This window comes from Alphaproteobacteria bacterium, from assembly GCA_024244705.1.
GTDB lineage: Bacteria > Pseudomonadota > Alphaproteobacteria > JAAEOK01 > JAAEOK01 > JAAEOK01.
Window position 1 is genome coordinate 108,934 of record JAAEOK010000042.1, and the last position, 25,263, is coordinate 134,196.

22 protein-coding genes and 1 tRNA gene are annotated in these 25,263 nt (G+C 61.3%); 6 read left to right on the forward strand and 17 right to left on the reverse strand.

What is annotated here, in order from left to right; genetic code table 11:
• Positions 1–8 precede the first annotated feature (8 nt).
• A complete protein-coding gene (locus GY791_06685; GenBank protein MCP4328107.1) occupies positions 9–491 on the forward strand; it encodes a GFA family protein in 483 nt (160 codons plus the stop codon).
• A gap of 23 nt (positions 492–514) precedes the next feature.
• Here the strand turns inward: GY791_06685 and GY791_06690 are convergent, their stop codons facing one another.
• The 6 genes from GY791_06690 to GY791_06715 form a co-directional block, all read right to left on the reverse strand.
• Positions 515–1,201, reverse strand: coding sequence for an amino acid ABC transporter permease (locus GY791_06690; protein MCP4328108.1), 687 nt, complete (start codon positions 1,199–1,201; stop codon positions 515–517).
• Positions 1,198–1,857, reverse strand: a complete 660-nt coding sequence (locus tag GY791_06695; protein MCP4328109.1) for an amino acid ABC transporter permease — start codon at positions 1,855–1,857, stop codon at positions 1,198–1,200. Before GY791_06695 ends, GY791_06690 begins: the two co-directional genes overlap by 4 nt.
• Positions 1,858–1,908: 51 nt before the next feature.
• The gene (locus GY791_06700; GenBank protein ID MCP4328110.1) at positions 1,909–2,748 is read right to left on the reverse strand and encodes a transporter substrate-binding domain-containing protein; all 840 of its coding nucleotides are present in this window, start codon (positions 2,746–2,748) and stop codon (positions 1,909–1,911) included.
• 109 nt (positions 2,749–2,857) lie between these two features.
• Positions 2,858–3,733 (reverse strand): alpha/beta hydrolase, encoded by an 876-nt coding sequence (locus GY791_06705; GenBank protein MCP4328111.1) that lies wholly within the window; start codon positions 3,731–3,733, stop codon positions 2,858–2,860.
• Between the two features lie 5 nt (positions 3,734–3,738).
• Positions 3,739–4,605 carry an MBL fold metallo-hydrolase gene (locus tag GY791_06710; GenBank protein ID MCP4328112.1) on the reverse strand — a complete coding sequence of 289 codons (867 nt, stop codon included), beginning with the start codon at positions 4,603–4,605 and terminating at the stop codon, positions 3,739–3,741.
• A gap of 103 nt (positions 4,606–4,708) precedes the next feature.
• The gene (locus tag GY791_06715; protein MCP4328113.1) at positions 4,709–6,187 is read right to left on the reverse strand and encodes a M81 family metallopeptidase; all 1,479 of its coding nucleotides are present in this window, start codon (positions 6,185–6,187) and stop codon (positions 4,709–4,711) included.
• A 248-nt stretch (positions 6,188–6,435) separates the two neighbouring features.
• Here GY791_06715 and GY791_06720 point away from each other — a divergent pair, with 248 nt between their 5' ends.
• Entirely contained in the window at positions 6,436–7,236 is an 801-nt protein-coding gene (locus GY791_06720; GenBank protein ID MCP4328114.1) for a hypothetical protein, read from the forward strand.
• On the opposite strand, the gene GY791_06725 is transcribed toward GY791_06720, so the two are convergent.
• From GY791_06725 to GY791_06735, 3 genes are all read right to left on the reverse strand, one after another.
• Entirely contained in the window at positions 7,228–7,908 is a 681-nt protein-coding gene (locus GY791_06725) for a glutathione S-transferase family protein (protein MCP4328115.1), read from the reverse strand. The two genes, GY791_06720 and GY791_06725, sit on opposite strands and share 9 nt — an antisense overlap.
• Before the next feature lie 56 nt (positions 7,909–7,964).
• A complete protein-coding gene (ilvD, locus tag GY791_06730) occupies positions 7,965–9,689 on the reverse strand; it encodes a dihydroxy-acid dehydratase (protein ID MCP4328116.1) in 1,725 nt (574 codons plus the stop codon).
• 401 nt (positions 9,690–10,090) lie between these two features.
• Complete coding sequence (locus GY791_06735; protein MCP4328117.1) at positions 10,091–10,909, reverse strand: helix-turn-helix transcriptional regulator; 819 nt, start codon at positions 10,907–10,909, stop codon at positions 10,091–10,093.
• 255 nt (positions 10,910–11,164) lie between these two features.
• On the opposite strand from GY791_06735, the gene GY791_06740 reads away from it, so the two are divergent.
• Together GY791_06740 and GY791_06745 are read left to right on the forward strand one after the other, a co-directional pair.
• Positions 11,165–12,943, forward strand: a complete 1,779-nt coding sequence (locus GY791_06740) for a hypothetical protein (GenBank protein ID MCP4328118.1) — start codon at positions 11,165–11,167, stop codon at positions 12,941–12,943.
• A 110-nt stretch (positions 12,944–13,053) separates the two neighbouring features.
• Positions 13,054–14,298 (forward strand): aminotransferase class V-fold PLP-dependent enzyme, encoded by a 1,245-nt coding sequence (locus GY791_06745; GenBank protein MCP4328119.1) that lies wholly within the window; start codon positions 13,054–13,056, stop codon positions 14,296–14,298.
• 81 nt (positions 14,299–14,379) lie between these two features.
• Here the strand turns inward: GY791_06745 and GY791_06750 are convergent, their stop codons facing one another.
• The 6 genes from GY791_06750 to GY791_06775 all read right to left on the reverse strand — a co-directional run bounded on the left by GY791_06750 (position 14,380) and on the right by GY791_06775 (position 21,662).
• On the reverse strand, positions 14,380–15,054 hold the full coding sequence (locus GY791_06750) for an ankyrin repeat domain-containing protein (GenBank protein ID MCP4328120.1): 675 nt from the start codon (positions 15,052–15,054) through the stop codon (positions 14,380–14,382).
• Positions 15,055–15,161: 107 nt separating this feature from the next.
• Positions 15,162–16,013, reverse strand: a complete 852-nt coding sequence (locus GY791_06755; protein MCP4328121.1) for a hypothetical protein — start codon at positions 16,011–16,013, stop codon at positions 15,162–15,164.
• Between the two features lie 26 nt (positions 16,014–16,039).
• Complete coding sequence (locus GY791_06760) at positions 16,040–18,751, reverse strand: valine--tRNA ligase (GenBank protein ID MCP4328122.1); 2,712 nt, start codon at positions 18,749–18,751, stop codon at positions 16,040–16,042.
• Between the two features lie 142 nt (positions 18,752–18,893).
• Positions 18,894–19,472: a DUF2497 domain-containing protein gene (locus GY791_06765; GenBank protein ID MCP4328123.1), complete on the reverse strand. Its 579-nt coding sequence runs from the start codon at positions 19,470–19,472 to the stop codon at positions 18,894–18,896.
• Positions 19,473–19,530: 58 nt separating this feature from the next.
• Entirely contained in the window at positions 19,531–20,931 is a 1,401-nt protein-coding gene (locus GY791_06770; protein MCP4328124.1) for a TolC family outer membrane protein, read from the reverse strand.
• A 71-nt stretch (positions 20,932–21,002) separates the two neighbouring features.
• A complete protein-coding gene (locus GY791_06775) occupies positions 21,003–21,662 on the reverse strand; it encodes a protein-L-isoaspartate O-methyltransferase (protein ID MCP4328125.1) in 660 nt (219 codons plus the stop codon).
• A 170-nt stretch (positions 21,663–21,832) separates the two neighbouring features.
• On the opposite strand from GY791_06775, the gene GY791_06780 reads away from it, so the two are divergent.
• Both GY791_06780 and GY791_06785 read left to right on the forward strand, forming a co-directional pair.
• Positions 21,833–21,906 (forward strand) — tRNA-Cys (locus GY791_06780).
• 337 nt (positions 21,907–22,243) lie between these two features.
• The gene (locus GY791_06785) at positions 22,244–23,449 is read left to right on the forward strand and encodes a hypothetical protein (protein MCP4328126.1); all 1,206 of its coding nucleotides are present in this window, start codon (positions 22,244–22,246) and stop codon (positions 23,447–23,449) included.
• Between the two features lie 12 nt (positions 23,450–23,461).
• Here the strand turns inward: GY791_06785 and GY791_06790 are convergent, their stop codons facing one another.
• Both GY791_06790 and GY791_06795 read right to left on the reverse strand, forming a co-directional pair.
• Positions 23,462–24,100: a hypothetical protein gene (locus GY791_06790; protein ID MCP4328127.1), complete on the reverse strand. Its 639-nt coding sequence runs from the start codon at positions 24,098–24,100 to the stop codon at positions 23,462–23,464.
• A 97-nt stretch (positions 24,101–24,197) separates the two neighbouring features.
• Entirely contained in the window at positions 24,198–25,169 is a 972-nt protein-coding gene (locus GY791_06795; GenBank protein MCP4328128.1) for a galactose oxidase, read from the reverse strand.
• Positions 25,170–25,263: the final 94 nt, after the last annotated feature.

Sequence of the window (25,263 nt, forward strand, 5' to 3'; positions counted from 1 at the left end):
GCAATTTGATGGCGGGCGAATTGCCTGCGGTCGGTAAATTCCGATTCCATTGCCAGACCGGTCCCGCTTACACTCGGGCCTTGATTGAAAATGAAACCCTCGGCGGATGTCAGTGCGGTGCGGTTCGGTATCGCATCGGCGAAACGGCGGTCAGCGCGTCCAATTGCCATTGCTCCATGTGCCAACGCAGTGTCGGTGCGGTGTATGTGAGTTGGATGACTTTTCCTGAAAAATCATTTGAAATAACAAAGGGTAAGATCAAAAAATTCAAGTCATCTGCGAAAGCCGAGCGCGGCTTCTGCGGGGCTTGCGGATGCTCGATCACGTTTCGGCACGACGACGACGAAGGTCTGATCGATGTGACCACCGCGACCGCCGACGATCCGGCCATCTGGCCGCCAACCCACCATATCTGGACCAGCACGCGCCGGCCTTGGGTTACGGCCGATGACGGGTTGCCCTCCTATGAAGGCCGCAAGCCGAGGGAATAGACCGTCGGACACCCAAGGGTCGATCAGCGGCCGAGGCCGCTCGGCATCGACAGCGGGCCGACACGCTCCACGCGTATCTCGAAATGGCGGAGGATTGCGGCGACGGTCGCCGTCAGCGCCCAATAGATCAGCGCGATCGCGGTGAACACCTCGACCGGCGCAAATGTCCGGCCGATGATGAACTGCGACATATAGGTCAATTCGGCGACGGTGATCACGGACAGCACGGCGGATTCCTTGATCAGTGTGATCGCCAGATTGGTCGAAGCCGGGATCAGGTAACCCAGGGTCTGCGGCAGGATGACTTTGCGGTAGATCAACAAGAACGGCAGGCCGAGTGCCGTCGCCGCGTCGTGCTGACCGTCGGGAACCGACAATACCGCACCGCGCACGATCTCGGCGAAATAGGCGCTGGCATAAACCGCGAGAGCGATCACTGCCAGTAGCAGGGCGTCGATGCGTATGCCGAGAAAGGGCAGGCCGAAGAAGAGAAGATAGATCTGAATCAGGAACGGCACATTGCGGACAATCTCGACATAACCGATGACGATCGTCGGAAGCGGCCGGATTCCGCTAAGGCGCATTAGTGCAAGCACGACGCCGGCTATGAAGCCGAGCGGCAATGCCAACGCGCATATCAGCACGGTCGTCCCCAAGCCCTCCGCCAGCAGGTACCAATTGTCGGTCAGGACCGAGACATCGAAGCTCATGCCCGTTGCACCGCCATGCGCCGCTCGACGACCCGCGACAGCGAGCTTATGACGAACAACATCACAAAATAGATGACCGCCGCGGTCGCGAAGGCCTCGATCGGCCGATAGGTGACATTCATCACGGTCTGCGCCGTCCGCGTCAGCTCGACGACGGTAATCACCGAGAGCAACGGCGAGGCCTTCACCAGCATGGTGAATTCGTTCATCAGCGGCGGCAGCGACAGGCGAAAGACCTGCGGCATGATGACCCGCCCCCAAATGACAGTGCGAGGCAAACCCAGTGCGCGGGCGGCCTCGAACTGGCCGTCCGGCACCGCCGTCAGGCTGCCACGGACGATCTCGGTAACGAAGGCGCCGCTGTTGAGGCTGAGCGCCAGAACGCCCGCGGTGAAGGCGGGCAGGTCGATACCGGTCAACCCCGGCAATGCGTAATAGACGAGAAAAATCTGCACCAGCAACGGCGTACCGCGCACGAAGCTGACATAGACGGCGGCAAACCATCGCAACGGTGCGAGCGGCTGCCGCCGCAACAGCAGCAGCACGACCCCGACGACGATGCCGAGCAACGCACCCAACAAGGATACGACAAAGGTGATCCAGGCGCCGTGCAGGAACAGCGGCAGCTTGTCGAGCGTGACGCCGAGGTCGAACATCACCAGCGCGGACGGCCCGCGGCAGCGGGCCGAGAGCCGCCGGAAATCAGATCAGAATGCGTTTGGCGGTAGATAACCGTCCTTCGGCGTTTCCATCGTGAAACCGAACCACTTTATCTGCCATTCCTCGAGCTTGCCGGCGTCATTGAGCTCATCGATCTTGGCGTTGATGTAATCGCGAAGATCGAGGTCGTCGGGCCGCGTGACCCACGCCAGGTGCGCAGCCTGACCGACAGTGCCGACGACCTTGTAGGTGTTGGGAACCTTGCTCATCAGCACGGCGGCATTCGGCGTTGCAATCGAGATCGCATCGACCTGGCCGCTGGCCAGCGCCACGTGCGTGTCCGGAAAGGCCTGATAGAGCTTGAGTTCGGCATAGCCGCTGCCACCCTTGTCCTCCAGCTCCTGGTCGTGGGCTTCGAGCACCGGTTGCACGGACGAGGCCAGTTGAGTGGCGACGATCTTACCATTGAGGTCATCCGGGCTGTTGATGCTGCCGTCATCGGCGCGGGCGACGATGGCGTTGGCAAAATCTCCGATCGGACGCGTGTAGGCATATTTCTTGGCACGCTCCTCGTTGATCGCCACAGAGGTCGCGACGAGGTCGAACTTGCCGGCCAGAACCCCTGGCAGGATGCCCTGGAAGGGCAGATCCAGTTGCTCGAGCTCGACGCCGAGATCGTTAACGATGTAAACGAGTATGTCCTTGTTGTAGCCGACGATCTCGCCGTCTTGGACGAACTCGAAGGGCTCGAAGGCGGCCTCGGTGCCGACGACAATCTTGCCGCGATCCTTGATCTCCTCCAGCAGGCCGTCGGCCTGGGCGACCGAACTTGCGACCATCGCCGCAACCACCGTTCCAAGGGCCGTTTGTACGACTTTGTTTTTCATATCCCTACTCCTCACCGAATGACCACATGCGGTCGCGGGTATCGTAGCAAAAACGCCGCTTGAAGGCGAACTCGGCTCCGGTCACGTCGATAGTCCACACACCAATGCGCTATGCGAAAAACTTCTTCAGCGCTTCGGCGCATTGCGTGGGGGCCTCTTCGGCGACGAAGTGGCCGCAATCCAGGACGACCTCTTCAACGTGATCGGCCCACCGGCGCCAGGTCCCTGCCGGCGACGCCGCCTTGTCGCCCAGATAGCCGCGGCCCCAGACCACCAGCACCGGGCAGGCGATCCGTCTTCCGGCCTCCCGGTCGGCCAAATCGTGGCGGCGATCAACGGTCGCCCCGGCGCGGTAGTCGGCGCAGGTCGCCGCGACCACTGCCGGGTCGTGGAACTGTTGGATATAGGTCGCGACGGCATCGGCCGCGAGCGCATTGGGACGCCCCGCCCAGCGGTCGAGCAGATGGGTGATGTAGAAGGCGGGATCGTTACCGATCAGCCGTTCCGGGACCGGCGGCGGAACGGCCAAAAACTGCCAGTGATACGTTGCCAGCGCCTTGTCGGCGTCCATTTCATCCCACACGTCGAGGGTCGGAATGATATCGATGGCTGCGAACCGCTCGGCCCGGTCGGGATGGTCGAGGCACAACCGGTAGCCGACGCGTCCGCCGCGATCGTGTCCGGCGACCCGGAACCGCCGGTGCCCCAGCGACTCCATCACCGCAACCATGTCCTGCGCCATCGCCCGTTTCGAATAGTTGATATGGTCGGGATCGGGCGCCGGCCCACGGCTTGCGCCATAGCCGCGGAGATCCGGGACGACCAATGTAAAATCCTCCATCAAGCGCGGCGCCACCAAGTGCCATGCGACATGGGTCTGCGGATATCCGTGCAGGAGAAGCAGGGGCGGCCCGGCGCCCCCGAGCCTTACGTACAGATCGGCATCGCTGGTCTTGATCCGGCGCTCATCGAAGCCTTCGAACATGGCCGTCAATTGCCGCGGTGATGCAGGACCATGCGGTTATAGGCACCCTCGATATTCATCGGCAACCACGCCTCGTACTGCCCCCAATCCTTGTACTTGTCGAGCTTGATCGACTGCTTCATCTCATCGAGAGACTGTCCGTCCCGCATCGCGGTTAATACGGCGTCGGTTAGATCGGTCATATACTCACGAAAGGCGGTCACGTCTGCCTTGCTGCCGACCGGCCCGTGTCCGGGGATCAAAATATCGAAATCCATCGTCTCGACCGTTCGCAAGGAGTCGATCCAGTCCGGAACATAGCCATCAGGCAGATCGCGAAAAGCGAGTGTCCGTATTGGAATGAAGTCGACCGCGAATAGGGCGCGTTCCGCCGGAAAACTCATGACGATCATGTTGTCCGAGTGATTGCGTCCGACATAGGTGAGCTCGACCACCTTGCCGCCCAATTCGATGGTCATCGAGTCGGAAAAGGAGATGTCGGGCACCGGCGTCGGCCGGCCTTCGCCAAGGATGGTTTTCCGCGCATTGTCGTGGGCGATAAAGGTCGCCGTCGGCGCAAAGACCTCGCCGCCGGAACTGTGATCGGCATGATCGTGGCTGTAGATCACGTACTTGACCTCGGCCTGAAAGCGCTTAGCGATTTCGTCTTTCAACCAGGCCGCCGCCTCCGCATTGATCGGATCGGTCGCGATCACGCCATCCGGCGTGACCAGAAAGACGGAGAAATGAAATTTATTCTGAAAGCGATAAAGATCGCCGGCCATGTTGGTGATTTCGCGCTTAACGTCCTGCGCTTTAGTGGCCGGCGCCACGGCGAATATGAGAACGGTCGCACTAACGGCTAGAAGGGATTGGGACAAAGTGCGCAGCATAGTCGCCTCCTGTGTCTGCAGGCAGCAACCATATCAAAACAAGGATCGGCGGGGCGATGACGTTATCGTGAAATTCCCGCCCCTTCCCCGCGGCCAATCGCGATCAGGAAAGGGCAACGCTCGGACGCAATCGTCGATAGGAGAGATTCGACAGGTCGATCAGCGCCGCGCCCGGCCCGTTTGCGACCAGAAGTGAATCCGCGATCGGCTCGAAATCGGCCCGGTAATGGACCGAACTCTTCAGCACCAGGATCGGAGCCGTATCCGGTTCGACACCGAGGTGGCGGAACATGGCCCGATCGGCGGCTTGCTGCTTCCGGCTCGAGACCGCAATCAGGACGCCGGACCGATGCTCGAACAAGGCCATGGGGCCAAGTTCCATTCGGGCGCCATAGTAGAACGGTCCCGTTCCCGTGAATCGGCCGTCGCCTAGCCGTGCCACCCGAAAACTGTCTTCGACCGCGTCATCGTCGAGCGCCAAGGATGCGCTACCCAGACGAATCTCGATTGTCGCCCCCTCCCCGGCGGCATGGGCCGCCGCCGCCGCCGCCGGATCACACAAGAGGCCGAACACCGCGCCCGCGGCCTGTTGGCGCATCAACTCGGCAAGCAGCGCAACCGTACCGCTGGTCGCACCGGCGCCGGCATTGTCGCAAGTATCGGCGATGACAACGGGCTTCTGCGCCGTCGCTCGGCGACGCAGCGCCTCCGCGACCGCGGCGGCGGGCGACCATGATCGTCCCGCGAATTCCGCGCGTCGTTCATCGATCAGAGCGACCAGTCGCTCGGCCGCGGCTTCCGCTCGGCTCCGATCCCGGTCATAGGCAAGAACCGCGGGGCCGCAGTCGGGGATATCGGCAAGCGGAAAGCCGCACGCAAAAGAAAGCGAGGCGTCGCTGTCGGCCTCAATTGCGGCGACCGTCTCATAGATGCCCTTTGCGGGCTCGTCGAGCGTACTCTGCCACACCAAGGGGATAAGAAAGGGCAACTGGCGAAGGACCGCACGCGGCGCGGTACCATCTTGCGAAATCCGAGTCAGCGCGTGCGCCGCCCGCGCGCCCGTCGCCGCCATGTCGATATGGGGATAGCTGCGATAGGCGCTCAGGAAATCGGCGCCTTCCACCATGGCCGGGCTGATATTGGCGTGAAGGTCGAGGCTCGCGACGACGGCCACCTCGCGCCCTATTACATCTCGAATACGTCGCAGGAGCTCCCCCTCCCCGTCCTCGAGGTGCTCGGTCACCATCGCCCCGTGGAGGTCGAGGTAGATGCCATCGAAAGGACCCTGGGCGATGAGGCCGTCGAGCAGCATCTCCGAAATACGCTCGAACGCGTCCTCCGTGACGTGGGCCGAGGGCTCGGCCGCACACCACAGGATCGGCACGATCTCGTGACCATCGGCAGCGAGCGAGTCGATGGCGCCGGCAACGGGCAGGTTGATACCCGCGACCGCCGTCAGGATCTCATTACCGACGGTCAATCCGGGCCATGCATCGGGCGCGGCGAAATTGGCGAACGTCGCCTTTGCCGGTGCAAAAGTGTTGGTTTCATGCTGGAAACCGCCGATTGCGATACGCGCCATGATCGCTTCCTTCCGTCGCCGCGACGGGGTAATGCGCCCCGCCGGCTTAGCTGCTCCATAAACTATCCGACAAAGCAATCGAAGGCCTATATTGCGAATGTTCGCACGCCGTTGCGATCGTCGTCACCACAACGGGGATCAATGGATGGGTCCCGATTATCGAGCCTTGGTATTAGGCGATGGCATCACCGGGCGACAATCCGCTAATTTGACGAAACTCAATCCTAGAAGAAGGCGGGCGTATTCTCATGGTCGATGAAATCGAGGCGGTCGAGAGGGCCGCGGTGGAAGATCTCGGCGCGGCGGCATCCGAGGAACTTCGCGCGGCCCTGAAGATTGAAAGCGGAGCCCTTGGGTCGGCCCACTGTTTGATTGCCGGCGGCCTGCCCGCTTCGGCGATCGTCATCAACCGAACGATCGGCCTTGGCCTTACGAAACCCGCCGACCGCGACTTGGTGGCGGACATGGTCGCCCGTTATCGCGCCGCCGGTGCCGCGCGCTATTTCGTCCACGTCCATCACCAAGCGCAACCCGACGAACTTCCGGGATGGCTCGGTGAGTTCGGCCTAAAACCGACACGCGGGTGGGCCAAATTCAGGCGCGGACGCGAAGCGCCGCCGGCGGTCGAGACGACGCTCGATATTCGACCGGCAACCGCCGACGCCTTCGGACGCATCGAGGCCGACGCCTTCGATGTCGGATCGGCGGGCGCGCCGTGGCTGGCGCGACTCGTCGGCCGTCCCAATTGGCACATCTTCATGAGTTTCGCGGGGGACGAGCCCGCCGGCGCCGGAGCGCTGTTCGTCCACGACGGCATCGGCTGGTGCGATTGGGGCGCGACTGCTCCCGATTTCCGCGGCCGCGGCGGCCAGAGCGCCGTCTTGCGCGCGCGCATCGTGGCGGCCCTCGACCTCGGATGTCGCATGCTCGTCACCGAAACCGGCGAAGAAGTCCCCGGCGACCCCCAGCACTCGTACAAGAATATCGTCAAAATGGGCTTCGAGGAGGCTTACGTGCGGGCCAACTACGCGCTGCCGAAATCAGTCTGATCGAGCGGGAAGGATGGGTTCGATCTCGTCCGCGACAAGGGCCCGCTTCACCGCCGGACGGGATTCGATTCGGGCCACCGTTTGGGCGGCATGGATGAACCGATCGAAATCGGGCATTTCATCGGCGTGCCACCGGCCACGGACCTCGAAGTACCAGCGCGCAAGCACATAAAGGTAAATGTCGGCGATCGAGTAATTGATCCCCAGCACGAACGGCCCATCTTTGAGGCGAGCATCGATTTCGGACCAATAGCGGACGATCCAGCTGATGCCGCGATGACGAATCCGGTCGGCGTCGGATTCATCGGTCGAATAGCGTGCCGGATAATAGGCCATCATGTAGGCGCCCTGGACCATTTCGGCCATGTCGAACATATGGCGGTAGCACAGGCCGCGAGCGGTCGAGCCCACGGCCGGGCACAAGGCCGTCGAGGGGTGCTTGTCGGCCAAATGGAACAGGATCGCCGCCGAGGGATAAACGACAATATCGCCGTCGACCAGCGAGGGAATCTTGCCATGCGGGTTTTGCGCCAAATACCAATCGGGTGGCGCCGGCTTGAGCTCGACCTCCACCACCTCATATGTGGCATCGACCTCTTCGAGAGCGATCCGCGCGACCAGGGCCGTCGATTCGTGGGTGTACGATCGTGTCGTGTAATAGAGCGTGTACATCGATCTAGCGGACTTGGCGCGGTCAGCTCAACGATGACGCGGCCCCGGTCCCGCCGTCAGATATCGGCATAGACGTGCGTTTCCGCGGTCGCCCCCGGATGAGTGACCGCGCCCTTATAGGCCGGCCCAACCGTCTGGGCATAACGCCACAATGCGCCGGATTGATAATTGTTCGTCCGCGCTGACCAAGCTCGCCGCCGTGCCGCGAATTCGTCCTCCGACAAATCGACGTTCAGGGTTCCGGCTTCCGCATCGATGTGGATCATGTCGCCGTCCTTGAGCATTCCGATCGGCCCCCCGACCGCCGCCTCGGGCCCGACATGGCCGATGCACAGGCCACGTGTGGCGCCGGAAAAGCGGCCATCAGTAATGAGCGCAACCTTCTGTCCCAATCCGCGTCCGATGAGTGCCGAGGTCGTGGCCAGCATCTCGCGCATGCCCGGTCCGCCTTTCGGCCCTTCATAGCGAACTACCATGACATCGCCGTCTTTGATCTGGTCCGTCAGCACCGCGCTGAAAGCGTCCTCCTCGCGTTCGAAAACCCGCGCCGGGCCCGAATGCTGCAGCTGAGTCAACCCGGCAATCTTTACGATCGCCCCCTCGGGCGCCAGCGACCCCTTGAGGCCAACGACCCCGCCGGTCGAAGACAACGGGTTGCTGACGGGCCGAATGACGTCTTGATCGGTCGGAAACACCACCCCCTCAAGGTTCTCGGCGATTGTCTTGCCGGTCACGGTTAGACAATTGCCGTCGAGATATCCACCATCAAGCAGCGTCTTCATCAAGACCGGCACTCCGCCGACCTCGTACATGTCCTTGGCAACGTACCGCCCGCCGGGCACGAGGTCTGCAATATAGGGGGTCTTGCGAAAGATCTCGCAAACGTGCTCAAGGTCGAATTCGATGCCGGCCTCGTTCGCGATAGCCGGAAGATGAAGCCCAGCATTCGTCGAACCGCCGGACGCAGCGACGATAACCGCCGCGTTCTCGAGCGCCTCTCTGGTGACGATGTCGCGCGGCCGGACCCCGCTGGCGAGCAGAGCCATGACTGCTTCGCCCGACGCCTCGGCGTATTGGTCACGACTCTCGTAGGGAGCGGGCGCTCCCGCCGAGCCCGGCAGCGCGAGGCCGATGGCTTCGGAAACACAGGCCATCGTATTGGCGGTGAATTGGCCGCCGCACGATCCCGCCGACGGGCACGCCACCGCTTCGAGTTCATGGAGCTCGTCATCGCTGACCTTGCCTGCCGCATGGCCGCCCACGGCCTCGAAGACATTGATCACGGTCACGTCCTTGCCCTTGAACTGGCCGGGCAGGATCGAGCCGCCATACATGAAGACCGAGGGCACGTTCAGCCGTACCATCACCATCATCAGCCCGGGCAGCGACTTGTCGCAGCCAGCGAGGCCGACCAGCGCGTCGTAGCAATGACCGCGCATCGTGAGCTCGGTCGAATCGGCGATGACCTCTCGCGACACCAGCGATGATTTCATGCCTTCATGACCCATGGCGATGCCGTCGGTGACGGTGATGGTGGTAAATTCTCTCGGCGTTCCGCCGGCGCGGTCGACCCCGCGTTTCACGGCCTGCGCCTGGCGCGCCAGCGCGATGTTGCACGGCGCCGCTTCGTTCCACGTCGTGACCACGCCGACCAAGGGCTGGTAGATCTCCGCTTCCTTGAGTCCCATGGCATAAAGGTACGAGCGATGCGGCGCGCGCTCCGGCCCGACCGTGGTATGGCGGCTGGGTAAATTCGATTTGTCGTACCGGGTTTCACTCATGGCAACATGTCCTCGGCATTGGGTTCCGGATACAGAGCCCTTTCTATGAACTCCGAGTCAATTCTGTTTCGCATGTGGCGCGCCGGTCCACAAGGAAGCACGCGCAGCGCGATGCAGAAGCATCGGGCAAGCTTGCTGACGCCGTGGTCGGCGGCCAGATGGAAACCCTACGGGACGGGCGCTTTTGGCCGCCGAGGGTGTCGCTCGTCGCTCGATATGCTTCGGCATGTCGTCGCTCCTCGCTCCCGCCCGACAGCCAAAACCGCTCCGTCAGAATCGCTCTGAATTCATAGAAAGGGCTCTGGCGGCAAGATAGCGATGGCGACCCGCCGGTGCCAGCGCAATTCGGCCCTGAATCATTTTCCTGTCGATCGGAGGGCGGTCGGCATTCGATTGGCGATCTAAGGTACCGGCAAATCCCGCAGGAACTTGTCGGTGTCCGCGTCGGCCGGAAACATGGTCTCGGTCCGCAGTTCCTGAAGCGTGACATCGTTTGGCGTGCCAAAGGTGGAGATCAAGGTGAAAAACCGGAGCACATTGCCATTCTTCTCTATATCGATCGCGATCATCGGATCGGTTTCCGCATCCGGCTCGAAGGCCTGCCACTGCGCCGGCACCCCGGGATAGCTCAACAGCTCCCCGATGAGCCGCACGGCCTCGGCGTCGTTTCCCGCTGCCGCCGTCTCGCGTTGCAGCCGTACTATGATCCCGGCGGCGACAGTCTCCCAATTCACGATCGCGGGACGGAGTCCGTTCGGGTCAAAAAAGGTCTTGAGCAGATTCGGCCGTGTCCCGTCCGCCGCCGCCAGCGGCATATCGAGGAATCCGATCAACCGTTGAATGGCGCCGTTCGCCATGATCAGGTTCCACAGCCGGTCGATAACGACGGCCGGATAGGGCTCGTGATTGTCGAGCAAAAAACGGAGCGCCCTGGCGACCGGGGCCATCTCCGGCACCGACAGGTCGCGCGCCGGAAACGCCTCCGCATAGCCCGCCGCATTCAACAGCGTATTGCAATGGCGCAACGGCACATCCAGCACCGCGGCAAGATGCACCACCATGTCGCGGCTCGGCTTTGACCGCCCGGTTTCGATGAAGCTGAGATGACGCGCGGAGATATCGGCTTCGGTCGCGAGACGGAGCTGGCTCAGGCCGCGACGCCGTCGCCAATAGCGAAGTTGGCTGCCGAAGGTCGAAATAGACGGGGCGGCCATAGTCATCGTCCTGGTTTCTTGCTTATACAGATTCCCTGAATCGATCTTGACGCAACGGCTGCGCCGAGGCCATTACGTTAGAGGTAATTGGTCTGAATCTTCCTGAGGTCGAGCGCCCCGCGCAATGATACACCGCAGTATCGACACGTCGACGGGAAACCATTTGAAAGCGCCTTACGTCCGGCGCAGTTTCGAATTCGACCGAAGGTTTTCGAGGCGATGGCACGATGCTTTCGCCGACGTACCCACATCGGGCGGCGCATGATCCTCGGAATAGTCCTTCTTTTCCTGCTTGTCGTCGGATCCCTCGGACTGGGGATACTTTCAATCCGCGGACTGGGTCGTATCGGTGTGCTCACCCGGGCGCAGCCGCCTTCAATCGGCGAAACCGGATTGATGGGTCTCCTGACCCTCGCTTTGATCGCGCTTACAGTTCATTTCGCAATCCCTTTGGGTGGGCCCGTGCCCTGGATTGTCATCGGCGCCGGCGTCGCGGCCGCGGTCGTGTATTGTCGGTCGTTGTACAAGGCCTTCTCCCCGTCGCCGGTGGCCGGTCTCGCTTTGTTGCTCGCGTTGATCGTCATATTCGCGATTTACATCCCCGACCGCCCCCTAACATATGACAGCGGGTTTTATCATCTACAGGCGATGATGTGGATGCGGGACGAGCCGGTGATTTTCGGCTTGGCCCAAATCCACGGCCGATTCGGGTTCAATTCCGTGTGGCTCGGTGTCGGCGCCTTGGCCTGGCTGCCTGGATTCGGTGTGCGCGGCATTTTTTTGGCCGAAGCCCTGCCGGTCTTATTCGTGTTGCACGCGCTCATGCAGCATGTGCTGGCGGCGGAGAGATGGCGGGCGCTCCCCCTGTCGACGAGTTTCGCCGCCCTGACGCTCATATTCTTGCTGCTCCGCGGCAACTACTTTCTCATCACCGGCATAACGTCGACCGACAATGTCACCGCCATGCTTGTCGTAATGTCCGTGTACCTGTTCCTTCGCACCGTCGATAGGGGCTGTTTCGGGAACGCGGAAGAGATATCGGACTTTCGGCTGGATGCGGTAATTCTGGCGTTGTTGTCGGTGATGACGATATTGGTAAAGCTCGCGCTCGTGCCGGTATTGCTATTGCCGATCGGTATCGTTGCGGCATCGTGGATCGGCCGCCTTCCCAAGCTGCCCGTGTTTCGACTGGGCCTGGTGGTCGGCGTCATCGGAATGCTGTGGTCGTTGCGGGCCTTCGTGCTCACCGGATGCTTGGTCTATCCGTCGGCACCGACATGCTTTCACACCCTCCCATGGGCGGTGCGCGCCCTCGACGTTCAGCTCGAATCCACCCATATCCACATGTTCCCGCGATTTCTCAGCAATGAGCCGCTCTTGCATCGCATGTACGGCGACAATTGGGCATGGGTTCCGACATGGTTCGATATTATCTGGAACACTCGCGTGCCGAGACTGAGCAAAATGCCGAAAGCCATCGCAATTGTCACGGCGATCGCCGTCCTGGTTCGTGCTCTAGAGCTCGTTGTTCGACCACCGCCGAGGTCGAGAACATCCTCGGGAGATAGACGGTTGGCTTGGGCCGCCCTGTTCTGGTTGGGCTTGACGATCCTGGTTTGTATCGCGTTCTGGTTCCTGCTGGGTCCTCAGCCGCGATACATAGTGGGCCCGTTCGTGGCCTTGGCCGTCTTGCCGGGTACGATGATTCTGTGGCCCGGCGTCGCCGATTTCAATATCGGGCGCGGTGGGCGCGCCGTGATCCTCCCCTTCTACGCCCTGGTTTTTGCATTTTTCGTAACCACCCTGGACCTTCGATGGCGAAGCTGGGCGCCGGACCCGGCCGAATTGCGCCCCAGTGTCGATCGCCACACAACGATCGACGGCGTGACCATTTTCGAGCCCCGCAGCGGACAACAATGCTATATGGCGCCTAAACCTTGTGCTCCCGACGTCAATCCCTATCTGGTTTTCGACCGCTTAGGCCCATATCTGATGATCCGAAACGAGGCTCCGGACGGCTTCGCCGTTCCACGGACATGATCCGTTCCCAGGTCCAAAATACCGCAATTTGAATGCCTCGGCGGCTCATTGACCCGGGCGCGGCGAGGCCGATAGAGTGCCGCATCAATTCAACCAGAAAGGGGCCGCAAATGCCCGCCGACGTCAGTCTCGACATCGAATTTGTTCGCGCGCAGTTTCCGCCCTTGGCGGATGGGTGGGCCTTTCTCGAAAACGCCGGCGGCTCTTATGTTCCTGGTTCGGTGATCGACAGTACCGTCGCTTATATGAGCGAATCTCAGGTGCAGCCGGGCATCGTCGGCGCGTCGAAATTGGCATCCGAGAGAATTGCCGCTGGGCAGAATGGAATCGCGACGGCGCTTGGCGCCGAGGCCGACGAAGTCATCATCGGTCCTTCGACCTCAATGAACGTCTACGTCTTGTCGCACGCCGTTCGACCCTGGCTCCGGCCAGGCGACGAGGTGATCGTGACCAATCTCGACCATGAAGCCAACAACACGCCGTGGCGGCGCCTAGAAGAGATTGGTGTTACCGTCAAGGAGTGGTGCTTCAACCCCGATACGGGGGGACTCGATTCGGATGCCCTGAGCGCACTGCTTACCGACCGAACCCGATTCGTGTGTTTCTCCGCGTGCTCGAATATTACCGGCACGATCAACGATGTCGCCGGCCTTACGGCGCTTGCTCACGAGGCCGGTGCCGTCGTCTGTGTCGATGCGGTCGCCCTCGGATCCCATCGGGCGATTGACGTCAAGGCGCTCGATGTCGACTTTCTCGCTTGCAGCATTTACAAGCTCTATGGCCCGCACGTTGCCGCCCTTTATGGGAAGCGTGAGCATTTCCTGCGGGCCAAAGGCCAAAACCACTATTTCTTCGGCGAGGATACCATTCCGCTGAAGCTCAATCCGGGCGGCGTGAACCACGAATTCACGGCCGCGCTCAAGGGTGTCATCGATTATTTCGACAGCGTTTACGCGTACCATTTCATGACCCCGGCAAACGACGTTCAAGCCCGCGTCCGCGCCGTCTATGGGTTGTTCGAGGATTTCGAGGAACGGCTGGTCACGCCATTCGTCGACTATCTGGAGAGCACCCCTTCGATCCGCCTGCTCGGCCTGATGACCGCCGATAAGACGCGGCGGGTGCCAACTTTCTCAATCGACGTGCCGGGCAAGGACCTGGCCGCGATACAGGCCATGGCCGCGGCGCGGCAGGTCAATATCGGCCTTAGTCACTTCTACGCGCCGCGCGCACTCGAAGGCTACGGCCTCGATGCCGAACGCGGCGTGCTGCGCATCAGCATGGTGCATTACAACAATGCCGACGACGTGCAACGGGCCATAGCGGCCATCGACGAGGCGCTTTCGGCTGGCTAGACGCCGAGGATTTCCGTTGTCGTTGAACCGCCACATGCGTGCGGCCGCCGGCGCCGAATATCGGCGCGATATTGCAGGGTGTCAGGGTCGCGCGCCGGCCGCCTCGAGCAGGGCCGCGATCGTCGTATAGCCGCGTTGACGGGCCAGGCTGAGCGGCCGTGTCCCGCGCCCGTCGGCGAGGTCGATATCGGCGCCGGCCTCGATCAACGATCGAACGATCGCGATATGATTCGGCCCGCCGTCGCCAAGAACGATTGCCTCGATCAAGGCCGTCCAAGCAAGATTGTTGACGTGGTCGAGAGGTGCGCCGCCATCGATGAGGGCCTGCACGACATCGACATGGCCGAGGTGCGATGCGGCGATCAATGCCGTGCCCTGGTAAGGGCTGGTGACAAGTCCGGTATCGGCCCCCGAGGCGATGGCGAGATTGACCATGTCGATATCGTCGATGACCGCGGCGATGGTGAGCACATCGTATTGATCCCCATCGAGGGCATTGATATCGGCGCCGGCTGCGATCAGCGCCTGGGCGGCACCGAGATCCCGTTGATAGCCGGCGATCATCAACGGTGTTCGGCCATGCCCATCGCGCACGTCAACACCGTCTCCCGCGGACACCAAACGCTGGATCTCGCTGATATCGCCGGCTATCGCGGCCTTGTGGAGGCCGTCATAGGCCGAGACTTCATGCGATGACGGTGCAGTCTGAATTTGTTGATACCCGGAAAACGGCTCGATCACGGTCGAGCCTACCATTTGCCCGAAGTAAGGCGAAGCCAGGACCTCTCCACACAAGGAGCAGGCGACAACGGTTGCGGCGAACAAGCCCGATATTCGGTCGAGTCGATTGTTGGATGTCCACCTCATTGACCGACCTGCTGGTCTGCCGATTTGACGCTATCAAGGCGCACATTCACGGCGCCCGCAGGATTGTGATTTGGCCGCCGCCAGCGTCTTAGGGATATCGGGCGTGCCCATCTCGAAATCCAACGCAGCTTGGGACGCGGGCGGAGCCAATCGTGCAACCTATCGATATCGACGCGCGCGGGCCGGACGATCGGACCGTTGGCGAGACGATGGCTGCGTCCGCTCAGACCATTCTTCTTGCATAGCAAACTGAAGATCGACTGGTCGTGACGATGGTCACGAAAGCCGGCCATGTTGGATTTGCCACATTCATTTTCGGCATCGGACAAGATTCTCGGGTCCAGGGCGAACCGCAGCCATTCGGCGACAAAGGTGCGACTAAATTCGTTGCAAACGAATATCAGTAATCCTGTCTCGATCTGCTTGTCGTCATGGAATTCCGCGCGGTCGCAATCCATCAGAATGAAGGCGTCGCGCTTCGTCCAGGTCCGCTCGGTACCGGTATCGCAAACGAATCCAAGCACGCCGGGAGTCTCGTCGCAACATAGGCGCACAAGGGGTTCCACCGATCGAATAAACACGGAACCGGAATCGCAATAGATCAGAACGTCGCCCGGTTCCGCCTTCTCGAGCGCATCGGCAATGATATAAGGTTTCCACAACCAATAGCCGGCGCCCCGATCCTGGTCCAAGACCTCCTTGTTCTTGCGTCGGAAGGCCTCATCGAGATCACCGGCGCCATAAGACCAACAAAGGTCGATACGGCCGGCCGTTAGCCCTGTCCACGTATTTCGAACCTGGGATTTCAAGAACGGGCAGTCGGCATAATTGATGAGGACGGTTTTCAATTGAACGAGAATCCCACAATTGATTCTTAAGAGTTGGGTAAACGCCCCAGCGCCTCTACCAACCGATTCCGCGTGCGTTCCGCCTCTTCCCGCCGCTCGCGTTGGGTGGCGACGACATCGGTCGGCGCCTTGGCCAGGAACCCCTTATTGCCAAGTTTCTTATCGATCTTGTCGATTTCGCCGCCGAGCTTCTCGATCTCCTTCCGCAACCGGGCCGATTCCGCAGCGACATCGATGAAGTCGCCAAGCGATAGAGCAAATACCGCACCGTCCTTGACGATCTGCACCGCGTCACCCGGCAGCTTGTTATCGAACTCGATCTGAGCCAGTCCGCCTAGTCGTCGGATCCGCTCGCGATGGCCCTCCAATCGCGCCGAGAGAATCGGATCCGGATCCTGTACCGTGAGGGGAACCTTGGCCTTGGCCGGCACATTCATCTCCGACCGCACGGCGCGAATTTCACTGACGATCGATACGATGGCCTCTATTTCGGCGGCGGCGACGCCATCCACGAGATCCGGCGCATAGTCCGGCCAATCTGTCGTAATCAGTAGCCCATCGCGCTTGGGTCCCAGTTCGCCCCACAGCTCTTCGGTAATGAACGGCATAAGGGGATGCAGCATGATCAGAAGTTGGTCGAGCGCCCACCCCGCGGTCGCCCGCGTCTCGTCATCGATGACACCGCTGCGGTCGTCGGGTTTGATGAACTCGATGTACCAGTCACAAAAGCTGTGCCAAATGAAATGATAGAGTTCGTTGGCCGCATCATTGAATCGATAGGCCTCCATCGCGGTCCGCAGCCGTTCTTCCAAGCTCGCGATTCCGCTGACGACCCATCGGTTGACGGCCTGTGTCGCCGATGCGGGATCGAATGCGGGGTTCGATAGGCAGCCGTTCATCTGACAGAATCGCGATGCCTGCCACAGTTTCGTGGCGAAGTTGCGATAACCTTCGATGCGGGTTTCCGCCAACTTTACGTCGCGACCGGGCACCGCGAGAGCCGCCAGGGTAAACCGCAGCGCGTCGGAACCAAAACTGTCGATGATGTCTAGCGGATCGACGATATTGCCCCGGGATTTCGACATCTTCTGACCCTTGGCGTCCCGCACCAGGGCATGGATGTAGACGGTGTGAAATGGCACATCACCCATGAAATGGACGCCCATCATCATCATCCGTGCGACCCAGAAGAAGATGATATCGAACCCGGTCACCAGCACGTCACCGGGATAGTAGCGGGCCAATTCGGGGGTCTCCTCGGGCCAGCCGAGGGTCGAAAACGGCCATAACGCGGAAGAGAACCAGGTGTCGAGCACATCGGGGTCGCGCTCGAGCGCCACCTTTTTTCCGTAGTGCGCGGCGGCGGCGGCTTCAGCCTCCTGCTCGGAGTATTCGACGAAGATGTGCCCGTCGGGTCCGTACCAGGCCGGGATCTGGTGGCCCCACCAAATCTGGCGCGACACGCACCATGGCTGAATATTCCGCATCCACTCGAAGTACGTATTTTCCCAGTTCTTAGGCACAAAAACCGTGCGTCCCTGCTCGACCGCCTCGATACACGGTCCAGCCAGCGTTTTCGCATCGACGAACCATTGATCGGTCAGCCACGGCTCGATCGGAACGCCTGATCGGTCGCCATAGGGCACGACATGGATCGGTTCCTCGATTTTTTCGAGCAGGCCGCGCGCCGTCATCTCGGCGACAATTATCTCCCGCGCTTCATATCGGTCGAGACCGCGGTAGGCCTCGGGAACCCAGTCGATGCACGGCGTAGACTCGTCATCGTCGCTGTCGCCCAGTCGAAATGTCGTCTCGGCGTTCTCGGGTCCAATAACCCGCGCCTCGGAATCGAAGATGTTCAGCGCCGCCAGATTGTGGCGCCGGCCAACTTCGAAATCATTGAAATCATGGGCCGGGGTGATCTTGACGGCGCCACTGCCCTGCTCGGGATCGGCGTATTCGTCGGCAACGATGGGGCAGCGATAGCCGGTGATGGGTTGAAGCGCGAACTTGCCGTGAAGATCGGCATAGCGCGGGTCGTCGGGATGGACGGCAACCCCGGTGTCACCGAGCATCGTCTCCGGGCGCGTTGTGGCAACGGTGACAAAATGTCCGTCCTCGCCTTCGATCGGATAATTGAAATACCACAGCTTGCCCTTGATCTCTCGCTGCTCGACTTCGAGGTCGGAGATCGCGGTATGCAGTTTCGGGTCCCAGTTGACCAACCGCTTGGCGCGATAGATCAAACCCTGCTTGTGGAGATCGACGAAGACCTTACGCACCGCACCGGACGGCCCCTCGTCCATGGTAAAGCATTCTCGCGGCCAGTCGGCCGACGCACCCAAGCGACGCAACTGCTGCAATATCGTGCCGCCGGAGTGCGCCCGCCAATCCCAGACCTTGGCAACAAAACCCTCTCGGCCGAGATCGTGCCGCGTCTTCCCTTCCTCGGCGAGATTGCGTTCGACGACCATCTGGGTCGCGATGCCGGCATGGTCCGTTCCCGGTTGCCACAGGGCATCGCGGCCGCGCATCCGGTAATAGCGGATCAGCACGTCTTGGATGGTGAACGTAAGCGCGTGGCCGATATGGAGGCTCCCAGTCACGTTGGGAGGCGGCATTATGATTGTATAGGGCGTCTTTTCGGACCCGAGATGCGCCGCAAAGGCACCATCCGCTTCCCACCGGTCGTAGAGCTTTGCCTCGACCTCGGCCGGCCGATAGGATTTGTCCAGCATTGCTGAATCCGTTTGGTTGTTCAGATCTCCGGGAGCGCTGTTTTAGCCGAACCGTTCCGCAATTTCATAGGGTTTTTGCGAACCGACAGCGACTTCTGATCTGACTTGGCAGCGGCCTCGGGACGTGTCGTGGCCAAGCCGGTCAATCGGCCTTATCGCGAATGACCTTCTTTATTTCCTGCCTGACCAACCGCTCGACCAAGTCGGGGAGGTTTTCGTCGAGCCATGCTTTGAGCATCGGCCGCAACGACGAGCCGACCAATTCCTCGATCGTCATATCCGCCGTCATCGCGGACCTAAGCTGTGAGCTCGAATTTTCCGATCCTTCCCGTCCGGCCATGGTACCGGCCAATCTACTGACCGCTTGGGAGGTTGCCGACGCGACGTCTTCCCTATTGACGGCGTCGGAGGACTGCGCCGACGGATTGGGACGGGCTTCGCCACGATCCTCGTCGACACGGTGCGGGCTTGATGGCGAGAGCCGCCCAGATTGGGCACTATCGGAGGACTCGATTGCGGCATCATCTTTGGCGGCGATGCGGCGGTCTCGCTCGACCACTTCGGTCGAAAGCAGCACGTCGTCGTCGATCGGAGAAGGCCCTTCGGTCGTGCAATCACGACCCTTGACCTGGCACGGCTTATCGCTGTCCGCCGTTACAATGCGTCGAATCGAAGCGAGAATCTCCTCCATCGATTCGGTGTCGTCGGCGCGATCCTTCATGCTAGGACAATACCGCAATAACGTCTTGCAAGCCGTTGAAATATAATTCGGTTATACTCTAATCCGTAACGCCTGAATCGAGATCATCGCCAAGACCCCACCATTTGTCCCGGACCTCGTCGTAGTAGATCTGGGAATCATAGTAGGGCACGTCGAGGCCGAGTTGAGGAGCGGTCAGGCGGCCGATCGCCGACAAAAGATTATAGGAGGCGACCACTTCGTCGCGCCGCGCGCCGACCAGATTGACCCGGGCATCCAAATTTTCCTGCTCCGCATCGAGCACATCGAGGACCGTCCGCAGGCCGGCCTGCGCCTCCTCTTGGACGCCTTCGAGGGCGAGCGCGGTCGCGTCAGCCTCCTCCTCGAAAGCGAGGACCTGAGCGCGCGAAGTCAGGAAGTTCTCCCAAGCCTGGGTCGCCACCTCCACCGCGGCGCGTTTCGCTTCGGCGATCTCCATGCGGCGTTGGCTCACGACTTGCTTCGATTCCCGCACTCTCGAAGTCACGGATCCGGCCTGATAGATGGGAATCGTAACGGTCGCACCAATCGACGCCGATTCCGCCTCCGACGTACCCGGTGCCGGATTGTCCGCGTAACTAAGGACTCCATCCAGGGAAACCGACGGCAGCAACTCGCCAAAGACGAGGTCGACCGTATCCCGCGCCGCCGCCTCACGGTAGAGCGCCGAGACCACTGTCGGGTTGTGTGTCGCGGCCAAATTGTTGACTTCGACAACGTCCGGCGGCAGATCGTCATAGGGTAGCGGCTGTTCCAATACGCCCGGCGGCACCCCGATGACCTGCACAAAATCGGCGCGGGAGATCTCCAAATTACCTTCGGCGGCAACACGGTCGGCGATAGCGCGGGCCAACCGGGACTCGGCTTGGGCGACATCGGTTCGTGTCACCTCTCCGACTTCGAAGCGATCACGGGTCGCCTCGAGCTCGCGCCGCAAAACTTGTTCGTTGTTGATATTGAGTTCGAGTACCGCTTGATCCCGCAGCACGTTCATGAACGCGGTCACGGCGTCGAACAGCACCTGCTGCTCGGTCGTCACCAAATCGGCACGTCCGGCCCGAACGAGGTTCTCGGCTTGATCGGTTTGCGCCTCGGTCCGGAAGCCGCGGAACAGCGGCTGCGATACGCTCAGCGAGACGCCGGCCTCCAGGTTATCGCCCTTCGCCGTCACCCCGCCCATCACCGTGCGGGCATACTCCTCCGCCAGATTGCCGGTCGCCGTAACGGTGGGGCGCCAATTAGAGAGCGCCTGCGGTACTTGTTCGTCGGTCGACCGCAGCTGGGCGCGCTGTGCCAGCAGAGTGGGGTTGCTGAGATACGCCAGGGCCAAGGCCTCGTACAGGGTCTGAGCATTCGCCGACCCGCCGGCCCCAAACAGGACCAGCGCGATCGCCACAACAGCACGGCAAAATCCGCCCCTGATCGCAGCCTGCGCCCTCATAATGTTCTCTCCCCCATTCTGATTGCGCAGTTTAGCATGGCGAACGATAAACGCACGCCGGAACTCTTAGGTCAGAACGTGAAACTGGCCGGCTTCCGGAACCCGGGAAGCAGATGGATCGCGGCGTCGAAGACGGTTCGATGCCATATCCTTCCGGCCTCTTTCAGGAACAATGTGGCGCGCCCGACGCCGCCCCCGCCGTCCGAGATCACGGCGGCGGCCCGGCCATTCTCGCCGAGCTGATCGAAATACACCGCCGGCACTTCGTCGACGGCGCCGTCGAACAGAATGACTCCGAAGGGTCCTTGCGCCGGGCAGCCGTCGGTTAGCGGGCCCTCGACCACGACGGCGTTATCAATGCCCAAAGCGACCAGAGCGTCATTCGCTTTTCGAGCCAGGGCCGGGTCGGATTCCAGCACAACAACCGTGGTGCAGATGTCTGCGAGCACCGCCGCGGAATAGCCGGTCGCCCCGCCCACGACGAGTGCTATTTCGGACGCCTCGGGAGACATTTCCTGCAACAAGCGCGCCAATACCATCGGTTCCATGAGGTAGCGGTCACGATCGATGGCGATATCCTCGTCAACATAGGCAATGCTGCGCATCGACTCGGGAACGAAATTCTCGCGCGGCACCTTGGTCAGGGCCTCGACAATCGCCGGATCGTTGACCTTGTTGGTCCGAATCTGACATTCGACCATATGCTGACGAGCAATCGTGTAATCGGACATATGCCGATCTCCCTTGGACGAATAAGACCGCCCACGTCGATGGGCGCGAGACGAACATCCTGGGCGTTTATAGTCCCGCAATTCGGTGGATACAACGCCCCTCGGGCAAAGCCGCCTTGACCGGATGGCGCGCACTCCCTATACCACGGCGCGACTTTTCCCCACCCTCCGGCCGGGTGGCAGAGTGGTTATGCAGAGGACTGCAAATCCTTGTACGTCGGTTCGATTCCGGCCCCGGCCTCCAGTCGTGCGAAAACCGCTGATCGATAGCCCGAAATCAAAATCCGTGTGCGCCATCGCTGGCGCGAAATCGGACGCACACGAGGGGCGTTGTCGACGATACGGATTCCCGGCGGGGTCTCCGGTTCATTGCCTCCGCCTGTTGCGCAAATCCGCAAGACCTCCCGCGCATGGAAGGTAAACCGCTCGGTGGCGCAACCGAGTGGCGCGACACGACTTGGCTGCCCGGTCCAGGGGCGACAAGAGGACTTGGCTTTCCCCAGCGGGCTGTGACAACATAAGCCGGTGGTGCGTTGATCGATGGTGTGGTTGCCGACAACCTCAGAGGGGGGCAAACAGCCATGGCGAAGGCAAAATCATCACGTTATAGTCCAATTCGCAGGCTCGGCCTGACCGGCCCGCGGGCCAGAATCGAAGTCGCCACCTCGGCGGAGGATCGCCTGCCGGAAGACGATTCGCCCGATTTCACCCTGTCGCTGCCCGCGCATCCGCAATTGAGCGATACCGATATGGCCGCGCTGCGCCGCCAAGGTCTCGAGCAAGAGCTGCGGGCGCTCAAGGATGAAGAGAAGCTGGCGAAAAAGATCATGCGGCTTCAGGACGGTTTCAGCAAGAAGGTCGCGCAGACCGTCGGCCTACAGGCCTGGTCCGCATTACGTGCCGAGATCATGCGTGACCGGGCCAGGCTCCACCGCCTGCGGCTCAGCGATACGGCGACCGGTACGACGGATGAGGACGAAGACGAAAAACGCCGCGCGGCGGCGGCCGATCGCTACGAGGCCGCGCTGCGCCGCGCCGGTTTAGATTCCGCCGACCTTCGTCAGGCGACGACGGGCTACCGGAAAGCGCTCGGCGCTGCGTTCGCGGGGGCCGCCGCTCCCGACCCATCTATCCAGATGATTTCCCGCGAGTGGGGCCTGCCAACCGGCGAACCTCAAGACACGCGCCAGATATGGGACAGTTTCTTCTACCACCGGACACGAACCCAAAAGGGTGGCGATCGGGATCTGTTACAACCGTTTGTCGAGGCCAATCGGGAGACCGGCAGGCTCCGCGTCGACCATGTCTGGGAAAACCATGATTCCGGCAACGCCGATGCCTTCTGGTTCTGGGGCACGAGTCAGTTGGGCGAGGTGCTTTGGCTGAATGCCGGCGAATCTTTCTCGCTCGAGGTCACCATCCGGTGCGTTCACACGGTCTACGAGGTCTTTGGCAAGGACGAGTGGGGTTGGTCGGATGCCTATTATTCCGGCCGTACGATTCTACTGATCGAGGTCGGGCCCCATCAGCACCGAGCCGACATCTGGGCCCATTCTGGCGGCACCGTCGGGCATCGGCTCATTACCCCGGTGGCCCAGGGTGAGGTGCGCACCTTTCGTATCGATAATATCGGTCCAATCGCAGCCGGCGGTTTCTACATCGTTTGGTCGGGGCTGCGCCAAATCCAGTGGAGCGAACAGAACGACTTTTCGCTCAATATCTTGCACCGCGACCGGTGGAAGCTGGTCAGCGTGAAAGTCATTCAACGGGCCAATCAGCGGCCATAACTCGCGGCCAGTTTATCTCTCGAGGACGACCTTGACCTCGTGGCCCGAGACCGTGTTCTCGAACTGAACCAGTTCTTTCTTCGTGTTAAACCATAAAGATGCCTTCCAACTGCCTGTAAAATCGAATCTTTCCGTCTCAATTGATTGTTTATCGGATTTCAGGGTTTCGTTCTTTTTCGATACCGAAACCTGCCAGACCGATAGGTCCTTCATGTCGAAAATCGCCGATGCCGTGGTAATGCCGTAGTGCCAGAACGCGCTGGGAAACGCGGTCACGGGAAGCTCCACCGGTTTGCCGTTCAGGGTGGCCTCGTATCCCGACTTGGTCCGTTTCACCGTGGCCTCGTATTTGGTCCCGTCATCGTCGGTTTCGGCGTGCATGGATTGCAGCTCTCCGTCCTCCCAGTCTTCGTGGATCGTTTGCGTGAAACTGTAGACATCGATGCCGAGCACGGACATCGATGCATTCGATTTCAGGGTCTCGACATCATCGTTATCTCCGCGCGTCTCGGTAAGGTGGATTTGGCCAACCTTGTCGTCATCGATATAAACCGACGCGAAGAAGTTCGCCGCTTTGGCGGTATCCGCGCCGGCGTCATGGGGCATGACCAAGGTGACCGTAGTCGCGAACAGCAATGCGAAGAGTCTCATCACCGGATATCCTCCTATGTTGCCTGCTCGGCCGGCCCTAAACCGCCCTGATTTGTCCGCCGGGGCAGCACCACGGTTTCGCCCTCCGGGCCCGAGTTCAATTCGAGACATCGTAAGCCTCGACTGCGTCGGTCAGCGAAATCACCGTCCGAGCGCCGGCCTCCTCGCCCCCGCCGACAACATACCACCGGCTGCCGACGATGGCCGAGGTCAGGCCGTGCCGGGGAGTCGGCATATCCGCCTGGGTCGACCATGTGTCGGTCTCGGGGTCGTAGACCTCATGCGCGGCAAAGGTCCATCCGGGCGAGAACGCCTCACCGCCGGTGACGTGAAGCCGACCGTCCAAAGCCCCGGCCGCAAGCCCGCCTCGCGGCGTCGGCATGTCCGCCGCCCCACGCCATCGATCCGTCACCGGGTCGTAGATTTCGAGTGTTGACCGGTTGCCGGCGCCAAATCCGCGGCCACCGACGACATAGAGTTCGCCGCCGAGGACCGCCGCGCTCAGGTGCTCGCGCGCGGTTGGAAGCGGAGCTCGCGACGTATCCCAGATTCCCGTCTGCGGATCGAAAACCTGCATTTTCCGATGCTCGGGCCCGACGCCACCGACCACGAACAGCTTGCCATCCAGCGCCGCCATGGCGTGGGCGGCTCGGGGCAGCGGCATCGGCGGTTCTTCGCGCCAACGCCTGGTCTGGGGGTCATAGGAGAACATCGCCGTTCGATCGGGATCGAAAGCAATGCTGTCGTAGCCGCCGGTGACGTAAATCCTGCCGGCCAATCCGGCCATGCCGAGATGATGCAGGGTTTCGGGCATCGCCGGCAGCTCTTCCCAAGATTCCGACCGAGGATCGAAGGCCTCGAAAGTCGCCGTGGTGCCGAACAGGGTCAGACCGCCGCCGACATAGATCCGGTCACCCACGACCGCCGCCGCGATTTCCGACTGGGCGGTCGACATTTGCGGCGCGGTGGCCCATTCGCCCGCAGCCGCCGATCCCACGGCCGCGGCAAATACGAATTGGCAGAGCACACCGGCACGAAACAAAGACATGCCCGGATCATAGTTCGCCATGTCGCGATTGTCGCGATCGGCGTGACGGAGAGTCCCGTTCGGCAATCGCAATCGGCAGCCACCACCGGGCCCGACGGTGTTGCCAACGCAGCCG